Source organism: Brevibacillus invocatus (assembly GCF_003710915.1).
GTDB lineage: Bacteria > Bacillota > Bacilli > Brevibacillales > Brevibacillaceae > Brevibacillus > Brevibacillus invocatus.
On sequence record NZ_RHHR01000010.1, the window covers coordinates 153569 to 166785 of the forward strand.

Annotated in this window: 12 protein-coding genes; 2 read left to right on the forward strand and 10 right to left on the reverse strand. The window is 49.4% G+C overall.

Going from position 1 to position 13217, the window contains the following annotated elements:
• Nucleotides 1-36 precede the first annotated feature (36 nt).
• From EDM52_RS06765 to EDM52_RS06775, 3 genes are all read right to left on the reverse strand, one after another.
• Nucleotides 37-957 carry an RluA family pseudouridine synthase gene (locus EDM52_RS06765; RefSeq protein WP_122908256.1) on the reverse strand — a complete coding sequence of 307 codons (921 nt, stop codon included), beginning with the start codon at nucleotides 955-957 and terminating at the stop codon, nucleotides 37-39.
• A gap of 29 nt (nucleotides 958-986) precedes the next feature.
• Nucleotides 987-1334: a thioredoxin family protein gene (locus EDM52_RS06770; protein WP_057133983.1), complete on the reverse strand. Its 348-nt coding sequence runs from the start codon at nucleotides 1332-1334 to the stop codon at nucleotides 987-989.
• Nucleotides 1335-1416: 82 nt separating this feature from the next.
• On the reverse strand, nucleotides 1417-2304 hold the full coding sequence (locus tag EDM52_RS06775) for a LysR family transcriptional regulator (protein ID WP_057133984.1): 888 nt from the start codon (nucleotides 2302-2304) through the stop codon (nucleotides 1417-1419).
• 117 nt (nucleotides 2305-2421) lie between these two features.
• Here EDM52_RS06775 and leuC point away from each other — a divergent pair, with 117 nt between their 5' ends.
• Together leuC and leuD are read left to right on the forward strand one after the other, a co-directional pair.
• Nucleotides 2422-3852, forward strand: a complete 1431-nt coding sequence (leuC, locus tag EDM52_RS06780; RefSeq protein ID WP_057134010.1) for a 3-isopropylmalate dehydratase large subunit — start codon at nucleotides 2422-2424, stop codon at nucleotides 3850-3852.
• A complete protein-coding gene (leuD, locus tag EDM52_RS06785) occupies nucleotides 3849-4433 on the forward strand; it encodes a 3-isopropylmalate dehydratase small subunit (protein ID WP_057133987.1) in 585 nt (194 codons plus the stop codon). The genes leuC and leuD overlap by 4 nt, the downstream gene beginning before the upstream one ends.
• 73 nt (nucleotides 4434-4506) lie before the next feature.
• On the opposite strand, the gene EDM52_RS06790 is transcribed toward leuD, so the two are convergent.
• The 7 genes from EDM52_RS06790 to EDM52_RS06820 form a co-directional block, all read right to left on the reverse strand.
• Nucleotides 4507-5013: a GNAT family N-acetyltransferase gene (locus tag EDM52_RS06790; RefSeq protein WP_057133989.1), complete on the reverse strand. Its 507-nt coding sequence runs from the start codon at nucleotides 5011-5013 to the stop codon at nucleotides 4507-4509.
• 72 nt (nucleotides 5014-5085) lie between these two features.
• The gene (locus tag EDM52_RS06795) at nucleotides 5086-6744 is read right to left on the reverse strand and encodes an AMP-binding protein (RefSeq protein ID WP_122908257.1); all 1659 of its coding nucleotides are present in this window, start codon (nucleotides 6742-6744) and stop codon (nucleotides 5086-5088) included.
• 117 nt (nucleotides 6745-6861) lie between these two features.
• Nucleotides 6862-7335, reverse strand: a complete 474-nt coding sequence (locus EDM52_RS06800; RefSeq protein WP_122908258.1) for a hypothetical protein — start codon at nucleotides 7333-7335, stop codon at nucleotides 6862-6864.
• A gap of 91 nt (nucleotides 7336-7426) precedes the next feature.
• Nucleotides 7427-7918: a YajQ family cyclic di-GMP-binding protein gene (locus EDM52_RS06805; RefSeq protein WP_122908259.1), complete on the reverse strand. Its 492-nt coding sequence runs from the start codon at nucleotides 7916-7918 to the stop codon at nucleotides 7427-7429.
• 33 nt (nucleotides 7919-7951) lie between these two features.
• Nucleotides 7952-8740 carry an SDR family oxidoreductase gene (locus EDM52_RS06810; RefSeq protein WP_122908260.1) on the reverse strand — a complete coding sequence of 263 codons (789 nt, stop codon included), beginning with the start codon at nucleotides 8738-8740 and terminating at the stop codon, nucleotides 7952-7954.
• A gap of 144 nt (nucleotides 8741-8884) precedes the next feature.
• Nucleotides 8885-11944 carry an efflux RND transporter permease subunit gene (locus EDM52_RS06815; protein WP_122908261.1) on the reverse strand — a complete coding sequence of 1020 codons (3060 nt, stop codon included), beginning with the start codon at nucleotides 11942-11944 and terminating at the stop codon, nucleotides 8885-8887.
• A 2-nt stretch (nucleotides 11945-11946) separates the two neighbouring features.
• Entirely contained in the window at nucleotides 11947-13176 is a 1230-nt protein-coding gene (locus EDM52_RS06820) for an efflux RND transporter periplasmic adaptor subunit (RefSeq protein WP_122908262.1), read from the reverse strand.
• Nucleotides 13177-13217: the final 41 nt, after the last annotated feature.

A 13217-nucleotide genomic window follows, 5' to 3' on the forward strand; every position in this document is an offset into this window, starting at 1 on the left:
CCCTCGTTTCCTTCCTGGCAGTTTATTCACCTACACCTATTTTGGCACTTCTTTCAAGGCGTTTTGCAAAGCCTGCAGCTCAACAGGCAACGGTGCCTGTACCCGAACGACTTGCCCGCCAAACGGATGGCGAAACTGAAGCTGTGCGGCATGCAACGCTTGCCGGTTTATAAGACCGACTTTTCCACCGTACAAGGTATCTCCCAAGAGCGGATGACCGATGTGACTCATATGAACGCGAATTTGATGCGTACGTCCGGTCTCCAGGGAGCATTGAAGCAGAGTGACATCTTGATAGCGCTTCATGACCTGATAGTGTGTTACCGCCTTGTCGCCATTTGGTGTGACCCTCCTGCGCGTGGCATGATTGCGATCCCTGCCGATCGGCTCGTCTATCTTCCCTCGATCAGCTTTCACACGTCCCTGAACAAAGGCCTGATAGGTGCGCTTGATCTGACGTTCTCGCAGCAGCTCGTCTAGCAATGCAGCTGCCCACGCGTGTTTGGCGTACAGCACAACTCCCGATGTTTCCTGGTCCAGTCTGTGTACGTGGCGCACTTTGCTGAAAACTCCCGTGCGAGCGAAATGGCCAGCCACCCAATGATCCAGGGTGCCGCGATGCTCGGGCTCAGTCGGATGAAGCAATACACCTGCGGGTTTGTTTACGATCAACAAATGATCGTCCTCGTACAGAACATCAAGCGCAAAAACAGCAGGCTCTACACCATATGGCTCCTGCTGGCATAGACGCATTCTAAGCTCCTGGCCCGCTTCACCGCGCACATGCTGGGCGACAGGTGTTCCGTCCAGCCATACCTCTTTATGCTGAAACAAAAGATGGACCTGCTTGCGAGGCAGTTTCCATTCTTCCCGCAGCAGGTTCCCTAATGGCATGGCTGTGTCTGCTTCACGCAAATGCGCTATCAGCCATTCTCCTTCTTTATGCATATCAAGCATTTTTCTCAAGTCCCCTTGCTGAATCGACGTTACTCTTGTGCCAATCCCTGGCTTACTTGAATGGCACGGTCGAGGAAATGCTCGATCTCTTCACGGCTTTTGCCCAGTTTGCTGACGAAGCGGATGAGCTCCTTGCCTTCGTGGAAGGCGATAAAGCTAGGAATTCCGAATACATCCAGCTTTTGAGACAGCTCTGGCAAGGTGTCGCGATTAATGGCGACCATGTCCAATTTATCTGCATATGCTTTCTCGACTTCTGGCATGAAGGGATCAATCCGGTGGCAATCCGGGCACCAGTCAGTGTAAAACTTTACGATTACAGGCTTTTGGCCATTTGTAGCTTGCTCAAACTCTGCTTCTGTCTTGATTTCTCTCATTTCCGTTTCCTCCCTAGAATGATTTGGCAATAGTGTATCACAGGCCATTTCTTTTGTCGCTTTGTGTGTGCACTTAAAGGTTTTAGATTTGTCCGCCCTGATCTACGAGAATCTGGACAAAAGCCTCTGCAGGCTTTGACAACGGTCGATCCTTGCGATACGCCACAACCAGGGTGCGACTTGGCTTGGAGGTCAATCGCACATAAACCGGCGGCTCAATGGACCCTGGTGCAAGAGTAATCATTTTCGGAGCAAAGGAAAATCCCATGCCAGCGGATACAAGTGATTGTACCGTCTGGATATTGCTGCTTTCAAACACGATGCGAGGGCGAAAACCAGCCAGTTCGCACAAGCGCAAGGAAATCGTCCGGAAGCCTTGACCTTCCTTCAACAGAATGAAGGGTTGATCCGACAACTCTGCCAGATCGATTTCCTCGCGTTCGGCCAACGGATGCTGAGGCGGTACGGCAAGAAAAATTTCCTCGTTGATCGCAGGGATTGTCTCAATGGATAGGTCTCCGATCGGCATTGTCAGTAAGCTGACATCTATTTTGCCTCTCACCAGCAGTTGTTCCAAGTGGCTAGAGGTATCCTCCACCAGTTGAAGCTCGACTCCTGGAAAGCGCTTTGTAAATGCAGAAATGACATGAGGCAATACATAAGCTCCGGTGATTGGCAGACTCCCTACCATCAGCTTGCCGCTCTCTCCTACTGCATACGAGCGCATCTCGCGTTCCAAACCGTCCGACATGTCCACAAGGGTTTGGGCAACTTGTACAAAGCGTTGCCCCGCATCTGTCAGCTCAACATGCTGGGGCAAGCGGTGAAATAACGTAACACCCAAGAGCTTTTCCAGCTTGGCAATCTGTTGGCTGAGTGATGGCTGGGCTAGATGTAATCGATTCGCTGCGCGGGAAAAACTGCGTTCTTCCGCAACTGCCAGCACATAACGGACTTGTCGTAACTCCATAAAAACCTCCCGATAGGCAAAAACTATCCTTCTCATAATTATTATATCTTTGATCTATTTTCATTGCCATGATACAACCTTGATAAGAGTTTTTCGCACGAAGGAGGAAAAAGAATGATGAAACCCCGCACGATGTTTGAAAAGATTTGGGACAACCACGTCATCCACGAAGAAGCAGGGAAACCGAGCCTGCTGTATATCGACCTGCACCTGGTGCACGAAGTAACCTCACCACAAGCGTTTGAAGGACTCCGTCTCGCTGGACGCAAAGTTCGCCGCCCGGACCTGACTTTCGCGACCATGGATCATAACGTTCCGACTGCTGACCGCTTTAATGTCAAAGATCCAATCTCCCGTCAGCAAATGGAGACCCTCACCCAGAACTGTGAAGAATTCGGAATCACACTCGCTGACCTGAACAGCCCGGATCAAGGGATCGTTCACGTTATCGGACCTGAGCTGGGCTTGACTTCTCCTGGTAAAACGATTGTTTGTGGAGACAGCCACACCTCTACTCACGGCGCTTTCGGTGCACTTGCTTTTGGTATTGGTACCAGTGAGGTTGAGCACGTACTGGCTACTCAATGTCTGCAACAATCGAAACCAAAAACAATGGAAGTTCGCGTAAATGGTGATTTGCCATTCGGCGTTAGCGCAAAAGACTTAATTTTGGCGATCATCGCAAAATACGGAACTGATTTCGCAACGGGCTATGTCATCGAGTATACCGGAGCTGCAATTCGCAAGCTGACCATGGAAGAGCGCATGACGGTTTGCAACATGACCATTGAAGGTGGCGCACGCGCTGGTTTGATCGCACCTGACCAAACGACATTTGATTATTTGAAAGGCAAGCGCTTTGCTCCTCAAGGAGAAGACTTCCTGGCAGCAGTAGAAGCGTGGAAGCAGCTGGTTACAGACGAAGGTGCGCAGTACGATACCGTATGCGAAATCGATGCTACGACGATTGCGCCACAAGTAACCTGGGGAACAAGCCCTGGAATGGGTACGGACATCACCAAAACCGTTCCAGCACCGGAATCTTTCGAAACAGCCAACCAACGCAAAGCGGCTCAGGATGCACTCGCCTACATGGGTCTGACTCCAGGAACGCCAATGAGCGAAATCAAGATCGACCGTGTCTTCATCGGCTCTTGTACCAACGGCCGTATCGAAGACCTGCGCAAAGCTGCTGAGGTGGCAAAAGGACGCAAGGTCTCCCCTTCCGTACATGCGATGGTCGTGCCTGGCTCCCAACTGGTTAAGCAAATTGCTGAGCAAGAAGGATTGCATCTGATTTTCCAAGAAGCTGGCTTCGACTGGCGCGAATCTGGATGCTCCATGTGCCTCGCGATGAACCCAGACATCCTGAGTGAAGGCGAGCGTTGTGCTTCCACTTCCAACCGTAACTTCGAAGGTCGTCAAGGACGCGGTGGACGTACACACCTGGTAAGCCCAGAGATGGCAGCAGCCGCAGCGATCGCTGGACACTTCGTAGATGTGCGTGAATGGAAAAGCGAGAACGCTAGCAAGGAGGTATTCCAATGAACCCATTTGTCATCCATACAGGAGTGGCTGCCCCACTTGATCGTGTAAACGTAGATACGGACGCCATCATCCCCAAACAGTTTTTGAAGCGCATTGAACGCAGCGGATTTGGACAGTTTCTGTTCTACGAATGGAGATTTGAAGTAGATGGCAGCACGATTGATTCGTTCATTTTGAACACACCTGAGTACAAGGATTCTACGGTCCTGCTCGCCCGCAACAACTTCGGATGCGGCTCTTCTCGTGAGCATGCTCCTTGGGCCCTGCTTGACTACGGCTTCCGTGTAGTCATCGCTCCATCTTTTGCTGACATTTTCTACAACAACTGCTTCAAAAACGGCATTCTGCCAATCAAGCTGAGCGAAGAACAAGTCGACGAACTGTTCAAACGCGCTCAAGGACAGAAGAACTATCAGCTGACTATTGATCTGCAGGAACAGGTAGTCAAAGACAACGATGGTCTCTCCTACCCGTTCGAGGTAGATTCCTATCGCCGCTACTGCTTGCTCAACGGCTTGGATGACATCGGCATTACCCTTCAATACGAAGATAAAATTGCTGCTTACGAAGCTCGCCGCTAATCAGGCCGAAGCTACGTGAAAAGGCGAAGGCATGGAGCTACTAGCTTTCATGCCTTCGCTTTTTATGTAGATGCTAAAAAAGCAAATACATATGGGTCTCGTCTACGTATTTATCTCCGATCTTCAATGCCCTTTTCTCTTGACCGAATGGCTGAAAACCCATTTTTTCGTAAAAACGGACTGCTGCCTGATTCGAAGTAACGACGGCAAGCTGCACTTGATCGATATCCCCAAAAGCCTGCAAATGCGCCAGGGTCGCCTGCATGAGCTCTCGTGCTACACCTGTGCCCCTGTGTGCTTGCTTCACATACATCGAAACGATGACTGCCTTGTGCCGTACCTTCGCACCCTTATGGCGAAAATAGCCGATGAGCCCGACGATTTCCCCTTCTTCAAAAGCGCCAAAATAGCCGCTCTCTCCTTGATTGGACAAGGCTAATCTTGCTTGCCAATCCTCCAGGCTCTTCTTTTTTTCTTCCTCTAAGCTGGCGCCAAACGCCTCCGGCTCCTGCTCCAATGCTTCTAGTCGTATGGCCGCCAACGCTTGAGCATCGTTCGGTACCAGTAGGCGTATTTCCATTCTAAGCTGCCCCTCTCCCTACATTTCCCACCATCATAGTGGACGAGGGCCTGATTGTAAAGAGAATCAGACTTATGCGGTATCATTTTGTCCCTTAGTTTCTAACCCAATGGCTTGCATCGCTTGTTCCCGTAGCTTGAACTTCTGTATTTTCCCTGACGCTGTCATCGGATACTCTTCAACAAACTGAATATAGTGAGGAACCTTGAACCGGGCGATTCTTCCGTCACAGAACTCCTTCACCTCTTCAACCTTCAAGTCTTCTCCCGGCTTGACGCGAATGCAAGCAAGAACCTGCTCTCCATACTTGCTGTCGGGTACTCCTACGACCTGCACATCCAAAATTTTCGGATGTGCATAGAGGAACTCTTCGACCTCACGGGGATAAATATTCTCCCCTCCGCGAATGATCATATCCTTTAGTCTTCCCGTGATCCGATAGTAGCCCTCCTCATCGATGGTCGCCAAATCGCCTGTATGCAGCCAGCCCTCAGCGTCGATGACCATCTTCGTCTGTTCTGGCATATTGTAATAGCCTTTCATCACCAAATAGCCACGGGTGCATAATTCTCCCTGGACATTTGCAGGCAGCGTTTCGCCTGTCACAGGATCGACCACTTTTGCCTCTACCCCGTCGTGAACTCTCCCCACCGTCGCCACTCTTCGTTCGATTGAATCCTCCGGTCTAGTCTGGGTAATGACTGGTGAAGACTCCGTCTGCCCGTAGGCGATCGTGATATCTCGAATCCCCATCTTTTCGACTACGTTTTTCATCACCTCGATCGGGCAAGGCGAGCCAGCCATGATCCCTGTGCGCAACGAACTCAGATTACGCTGCTCAAAACTGGGATGATTCAGTTCGGCAATGAACATCGTAGGTACGCCATACAGAGCGGTGCAGTGCTCGTTTTCCACGACAGAAAGCACCAGACCCGGTTCGAAGGCGATTACCGGCACCATCGTGGCACCAGTCGCTACACAAGCCAAAGTCCCCATCACACAGCCAAAGCAGTGGAAAAAAGGAACGGGAATACATACTCTGTCTTCCGCACCGAGACGTTGGCATTCAGCGACCTTGATCGCATTATTGACGATATTGGAATGGGAAAGCATGACGCCTTTTGGAAAGCCTGTTGTACCTGATGTATATTGCATATTAATCACATCATCCGGATCGAGGGATCGCTGTCTCTTTATACGCTCCTGCTCATCCAGAAGAGTAGCTCGTTCCAACAGATCTTTCCAGGTAAACATACCAGGTTGACGATCTTCTCCTAGATAAATAACATTTTTCAAATGTGGCAGACGCGCTGACTCAAGCTTGCCTGGCTCACAATGATCGAGCTCCGGGCAGATCTCACGAACCATGTCCACATAATTGGCATCACGAAAAGAGCCAATTAGCAAAAGCGTGGTGGATTCCGACTGGCGCAATAGGTACTCCAGCTCGTGGGTTCGATAGCTGGTATTTACCGTGACCAGCACTCCTCCCATTTTCGCGGAAGCAAACTGGGTAATGACCCACTCTGGTACATTGGTCGCCCAAATCGCCATATTCTCTCCTTTTTGAATACCGAGAGACATGAATCCTTTTGCCACTTGATTGCAGATTTCCTGAAATTCCTGATACGTATAGCGCAGCCCTCTTTCCTGATAGACCAGCGCTTCCTTTTGCCCGTATTTTTCTGTTGTCTCATCTAGCAGATCTCCAATGGTGATCGTGCGCAGCATCGCGCCACCTCCGCATCATTAGACTGAATGTTCACAAAATAACACTTCTGTATCTCCTAATATATTCCTTCCCGAATAAAAAAAGAAAAAGCGTCCCCCAATCGGAACGCTTTTTCCTTACTTCACTACGAAATTTTGTACGGCTTCCACCTTGTACGGCAGATGGTTGCTGTAATTCAGTTCCACGCGCAGTTCATGCTCGCCCTTGGGCAGCTTTTTCAAGAGAAACTCGGGTTGATAGATCATTCCTTTTGCCTCTCCATTGAGATAGAGATGTGCGTGACCTTCTCCGAAAACAGGCGTTTGACTCATGTCCCCGTTCTCATCCACAAACTGGAAGTTCTGCGTCAACAAGGAAACTTCCGCTGTCGTGCCATCTACAGCGATGTCCAAATTCAACGAAGGCTTTTCTGAACCGACTGGCTTGTTCACCGGTACGGTTGAGGCTGGAACACTTTCTCCACCTGGTCTGTAGGAGTCAGAGACGTTCAATGGATCCTTCACCAACAGCATGATCCCTGCCACCAGAACAATCAGGAAAACGATTCCACCCAAAATGAGATTACGCATACTGATAATAAAGACCTTCATGGCTCGCCTCTCCCTTTCGCTAGTGCTTGTCACTTATTTGTACATGCATACGCGAAAAGAAGATCTATTAGAAGCAAAACTTTTCTAGTCTTTACCGATAGTTGATAAATTGCACATCCAAAGGCAGGTCTGATTTGCGGATCGCTGCAATGATCATCTGCAGCTCATCCTTGCTTTTTCCCGTCACGCGCACTTGATCATCCTGGATCTGTGTCTTCACTTTCAAACCTGCATCCTTGATGATATTCGTGATTTTTTTCGCATTTTCCTTATCGATCCCTTGCACGAGCTTGACGCGCTGCCGTACGGTTCCACCCGCTGCAGGCTCGATCTTTCCGTAATCCAGGTTCTTGATCGGGACATCCCGCTTCACCAGCTTGCTGATCAAAATATCCTTGACCTGGCCCAACTTAAACTCATCATCCGAAACGAGCACGAGCTCTTCCTTATCCAATGAAATGCTGCTCTTGCTGCCCTTGAAATCAAAACGGTTTTCGATTTCCTTGACCGCAGTATGAATCGCGTTGGTCACTTCCGACAAATCTACCTTGGAGACAATGTCAAAAGAACTTTCTTTGCTCATGTAAAGACCCCTTTACGATTTCATTTGTTGAGCTTATATGGCTTTGACCAGACCTCCGTCCACCAGCAATGCCTGTCCCGTAACGTAGCTATTGGCAGGGGAGGCGAGGAAGGTAACCATCCGCGCAAATTCATCCGGTTGTCCATATCGGCCAAGTGGAATAAAGGACTCTTCCTGGATACGCACTTCTTCCATCGTCATGTTGGTACGCTCTGCTTGATTTTGATCCAGTTGTGCCACGCGGTCTGTCGCAATCCTTCCCGGTCCGATCGTATTGATCAAAATGCCATCCGGGCCAAGCTCTGTGGATAAGGTCTTTGCGAGTCCCACGACACCCGTGCGGAAGGTATTGGAAAGGATCAGATTTTCCAAAGGCTGTTTGATGGAGGACGAGGTGAAATTGATAATCCGTCCGAATTGTTTGGCACGCATATGGGGCAGGACGGCGCGGATCGCGCGAACGTAGCTGAGCAGATTCAATTCAAACGCTTTGATCCAATGCTCATCCTCAAGCTGATCAAACCTGCCTGGTGTCGGTCCGCCGGAATTGTTGATCAAAATGTCAACGCCGCCAAAACGCGCAACGGTTTCCTCTACGATGCGCGAAATATCTGCTGCTTGCGTCACATCGGCTACTACAGCCAGAGACTCTCTTCCTGTCGCTTGCAAGATCTCTGCTTTTACTTTTGACAGTGCTGCTTCATCGCGGCCGCAGATGGTCACGTTAGCGCCTTCATGAGCCAAGCACACTGCTGTCGCTTTGCCCAATCCTTTACTTGAAGCGAGTACGATTGCTGTTCTTCCCTGTAATTGCAAATCCATTTTCATACCCCTCTCGATTTGAAAATATCATTATGTATTCTTCTTACCTTTTATTCTACAGAACTTTCAGATGAACGAAAAGCAAAAGAGGAGGTGCAAGCACACTTCCCCTCCCCTTTTACTTTGTTTTTTTCGATTACGATTCTAAACGGGCTCTACGATTGCTTTTTTTGCTGCCCTTTTCGCTTCTCTTCGCGCGATTCGCTTTTCCTTGGCACCTTCAAACAAGGAGTACAACACCGGAACGAGAATGAGAGTTACCATCGTATGGAACACAAGTCCTGAGATGACCGCTGTGGCGAGTGGCGCTTCAAGGTCGGAGCCTTCCGCCATCGCAAGAGCCATGGGCAGCATGCCGAGAATAGCCGTCAGTTTCGTCATGATGACCGGACGAACCCGCTCCTTGGTTCCCTGTACAATCGCTTCTGACAGACTCATCCCACGTTCACGCAGCAAATTGATTCTATCAATCAACAGGATGGCATTGGACACGACGATCCCGATCAGCATGATCATGCCGATCATCGCCATTTCCCCAAATATCCGTTGTGTGACAACAAATCCAATCACGACACCAACTAAGGCCATCGGAATCGTTAACAAAATGATCAGAGGCTGTGAAATACGGCCAAACTGAGCCACCATAATCACGTAGATCAAAGCGAGAACACCTGCAAATACGAGAAGTCCTTGTGTCATATTTGCACTTTGCTCTTTCAGCTTCCCTGCAATCTCTACCTCATAGCCGGCTGGAACAGCGAGATTGGGCAATTTTACTCCGATTTCGCGTCCTACAATACCGAGATCCGTGCCTAGCAGCTCTGCTGATACCGTCACAATGCGATCTCCCTGCTCCCGTACGATCACGACCGGTGATTTGCTATAGGTCACCTCGACCAGCTCCGAGAGAGGAACCTGCGCACCAGAATTTGTAGTAATCATAATCTGACGCAGTTGTTCTGGATGCTTCAGCCAATCTTCCGGCATTTGGGCGACAACCTCAACGTCCAGTCCATCCTTGGAGATGGAAGTAACCGATTGTGTTCCAATCAGTGTGCTGATCTGTTGCAGCATGGAGCGATGATCGACATCAAAACGAGCCAACGCCTCTTGCTTGGGAATCAGGGTTACTTTTTCTTTCCCTTCCTGAAAGTCATTGCGAATGTTATTGACACCTTGAATACTAGCGAGCATGGCCTCAACCTCTTTGGAGATGCTAGCCATCTGCTCCATATCGTCACCCTTGATATCCAGTTGAATCGGAGCTTCCGTACCCTGCCCCCCAAAGGCTGTCGTTATGCTTTCCGTGCCTTCGATCGCCTTCAGCCGTTCATTGATATCGAAAGTCAACGCTTCCTTGTCACGACTTCGTTCTTTCTTTCCTTTCAAGGAAATGAAAATCTCGGAGGAGCTTTTGCTCGCAAAGAAAAACACATCTTTCACTTCCGGCATATCACGCAGTGCTTGTTCTGCCTGCATGGAAACCTGCTGTGTCGCCTCCAGCGTAGATCCTTTTGGCATATTGATGTTGGCAAATACGAGGTTTTCATTTACATCCATGCCTTGGCCCATTTTCATCATGGGCATCATGAAACCTACGCCCACGAGCAACAAAATGGAGGCAATCACCGTTTTGACCCGATGGCGCAATGCCCATTTCAAAATGCGCTGAAAGGCTCTCACGATGACATGGTCTCGAGACTCACCCTCCAGAGTTACTTTTTTGTCTTTCTGCAAGAATCGGTCTGAAAATACAGGGACAAAAAAGAATGCTGCAATGGTAGATGCAATGATGGCAGATGAAACCGTGAAGGCAATCGTCGCCAAAATCGGCTTTAACCAGTCTTCAAAATCAGCAAAGACGAGTGGCAAAAAGACGACGATGATGGTTAATTGAGACGTAAAAACAGGTGTCAGAACCTCGCGCGTTCCTTTTACAATCGCTTGCGAGAGCGGCTCCCCCTTCTCGCGGAAGTGATAGATGCTCTCCAGAACCACGATTGCGGCATCTACGATCAGCCCGACCGACAAGCTGAGGGAAATCAAGGTAACCATATCGATGTTGTAGCCGCCGATCTTCATCGCAATAAAGGTCATCAGTGCTGATAGGGGCAAAGTTGTCGCAATAACCAGCGTCACCCGCCAATTGCGTAAGAAAAGAAACAGTATGAGTATCGCCAGTGCTCCACCAATCATCAACTCGCGACTCAGATTGCTGACAGCGTGCTTAATGTAGGAGACGGCTTCTACCATCACTTTCAGTTCATATTGACCACTGGCCTCTGCGTTGATTTGCTGAACGACCTTTTCCACTTCGCCTTGCGTCGTGATCAGATCACTGCCATCTGAACGTTTTACCGAAAGATAGATAAATACTCCTCCGTTGGTCAAAGCGACGGAGTCCTTCACTTTTCCACGCAGATCTTCAACCCGCGCGAGCTGACTCAAAGCCACCATGCCACGCGGGGTGTCAATGGTGAGCTGATTCATTTCCTGAACAGTATTATACGTATTATCAATCATGACTACGGTATCAAAACCGATGTTTTCCAATGTGCCTACAGCCTGTTTCCAGTTCGTCTGCTGGAGCTGCCCGATGACTTGCGCAGGTGTTGTCTGATACGCATTCAATTGCTCTGGAAGCAAGGTGATCGCGATTTTGTTCTCAAAGCTGCGATCCGATATATCTACTTCCTTGACTCCAGGTACTGCTTCAATGCGATCCTTGATCGTTGTTTTGGCCAAGCCAAGCATTGCTTGAGGATCTGCTCCGACGAGTGCGTAGTCGATCAGCGCGTCATCCCCGAGATTGGCTTGATTCACGTTGATGGTATCGACAGCTTTCGGAAAATCGTTGCGAACCCTGTTTACTGCGTTTTGAACTTCCTGCTTGACCCTTTCCCCTTGACCTTCCTCTGCGATGATTTGGATAGAGCTACGACCTGTACTTGTACTGGATGAGTACTCTTTGATTCCGGAAATCGATTTGAGCTCCTGCTCGATCTTTTTGGTCACCTTTTCTTCCATTTCTTCAGGCGGCAGGGCTCCTCCCGCTGCATTGACTGTAAGCCATGGAAAGTTGGATTTGGGCACTAATTCAATGTTAAAAGTGAACAACGAACCGATGCCTGCGATCACAATCAGAAACGTAATCAGATAGACGATCAGTCTTCGTTTGAGCAGGAAGAGAATCATTCGAATCATGCTTATTCTCCTCTCGCCTCAACTTTTTGTCCCTCAACGTAGAAGGTAATCCCACTTTTCAAAAGTTGGTCCCCATCGTTGATTCCTGACAAGATTTCAATGTGATCGCCTGTCAATTGTCCAATTGCCACTTCTTTTTTCACTACGACCCCATCTACAACCGCCATCACGTAGTTGGAAGACTTGCTCACACCCACGCTCTCCAGCGGAACGAGGAAGCCATTGATAGGACGTTGAACCTTGATCGTTGCAGACATCCCTCCACGCAGGGTCCCATTCGGATTGGAGACCGCGACCTCTACCCGATACCGACCAGTCTGTTTATCAATAACAGGCGAGACGAACGTAATGGTTCCTTCCCTGCTTTCTTGATCCTGAGAAACGACTTGAACCTTGCCGTTTTTGGAAAAAAGGGCGATAGCGTCATTCGTAACATCCAACGTTACCTTTACTTCAGACAAATCCACCACATGGATCATTTGTTCACCTGGAGATACCTGCTCGCCTACCTGCTTAAACACATCAACAACGGTCCCGGCAAAAGGAGCCGTAATCCTTGCATCGTCCATGCTTTTTTTGGCTCTTTCCACCTGGCTTGCCGCTTGCTTGATTGATGCATTGGCCATTGCCACATCCTCCGGTTCAGCTGCACGCAGCAAGGAGTCTAAAGCAAGCTGTGCATTTTTCACCGAAATCTCAGCATTCGTCAGCTCTCTTCTGCGCTGGTCCATTTCACTTTGCGATATCGCTCCGCCTGCGAGTAGCTTTTCTCCTGTCTCAACCTCTTGCTTCGCCTTCGTCAGCTGATTTTGCGCGCTTGTGACCTGCAATCTTTGTTGTTCAACCGCCTCTTCTGTCGCTCCTTTTAATGTCTTCGACTTGCGGGCTGCCGCTTCGGCCACCTGACTGGAAGCTGCTTCTACTTCCTTCTGATAATATTGGGTATCCAGAGTAGCCAGTAGCTGACCTTCCGTGATTTTGGCTCCCTTGACCGCACCGATAGACGAAATCGTGCCTCCTGTTCCAAATGGCAGTACGGCCTCGCGCTTGGCCTCCATGATGCCTGTCAATTCCATAAAGACTGGTGTTGATTCTTTTTTTACAGTAACCACTTCTACCACCTTTGCCTGCACAGTCTCTGCTTGGGCTAGGTTGGCTTCCTCCGGCGCTCCACTGCAGCCAGCTGTTACGAGCAAAAGTGATGCAAGGATCATGGTCGTTCGTCTGTTCACAATAATTCCTCCATTTACCTCTCAATCATTCTCTTGCGTTA

Coding starts and splice junctions, on each gene's coding strand:
- leuC (WP_057134010.1), top strand. CDS start 2,422: ATGAAACCCCGCACGATGTTTGAAAAGATTTGGGACAACCACGTCATC.
- EDM52_RS06800 (WP_122908258.1), bottom strand. CDS start 7,335: ATGAAGGTCTTTATTATCAGTATGCGTAATCTCATTTTGGGTGGAATC.
- EDM52_RS06795 (WP_122908257.1), bottom strand. CDS start 6,744: ATGCTGCGCACGATCACCATTGGAGATCTGCTAGATGAGACAACAGAA.
- EDM52_RS06805 (WP_122908259.1), bottom strand. CDS start 7,918: ATGAGCAAAGAAAGTTCTTTTGACATTGTCTCCAAGGTAGATTTGTCG.
- EDM52_RS06810 (WP_122908260.1), bottom strand. CDS start 8,740: ATGGATTTGCAATTACAGGGAAGAACAGCAATCGTACTCGCTTCAAGT.
- leuD (WP_057133987.1), top strand. CDS start 3,849: ATGAACCCATTTGTCATCCATACAGGAGTGGCTGCCCCACTTGATCGT.
- EDM52_RS06790 (WP_057133989.1), bottom strand. CDS start 5,013: ATGGAAATACGCCTACTGGTACCGAACGATGCTCAAGCGTTGGCGGCC.
- EDM52_RS06770 (WP_057133983.1), bottom strand. CDS start 1,334: ATGAGAGAAATCAAGACAGAAGCAGAGTTTGAGCAAGCTACAAATGGC.
- EDM52_RS06765 (WP_122908256.1), bottom strand. CDS start 957: ATGCTTGATATGCATAAAGAAGGAGAATGGCTGATAGCGCATTTGCGT.
- EDM52_RS06815 (WP_122908261.1), bottom strand. CDS start 11,944: ATGATTCGAATGATTCTCTTCCTGCTCAAACGAAGACTGATCGTCTAT.
- EDM52_RS06775 (WP_057133984.1), bottom strand. CDS start 2,304: ATGGAGTTACGACAAGTCCGTTATGTGCTGGCAGTTGCGGAAGAACGC.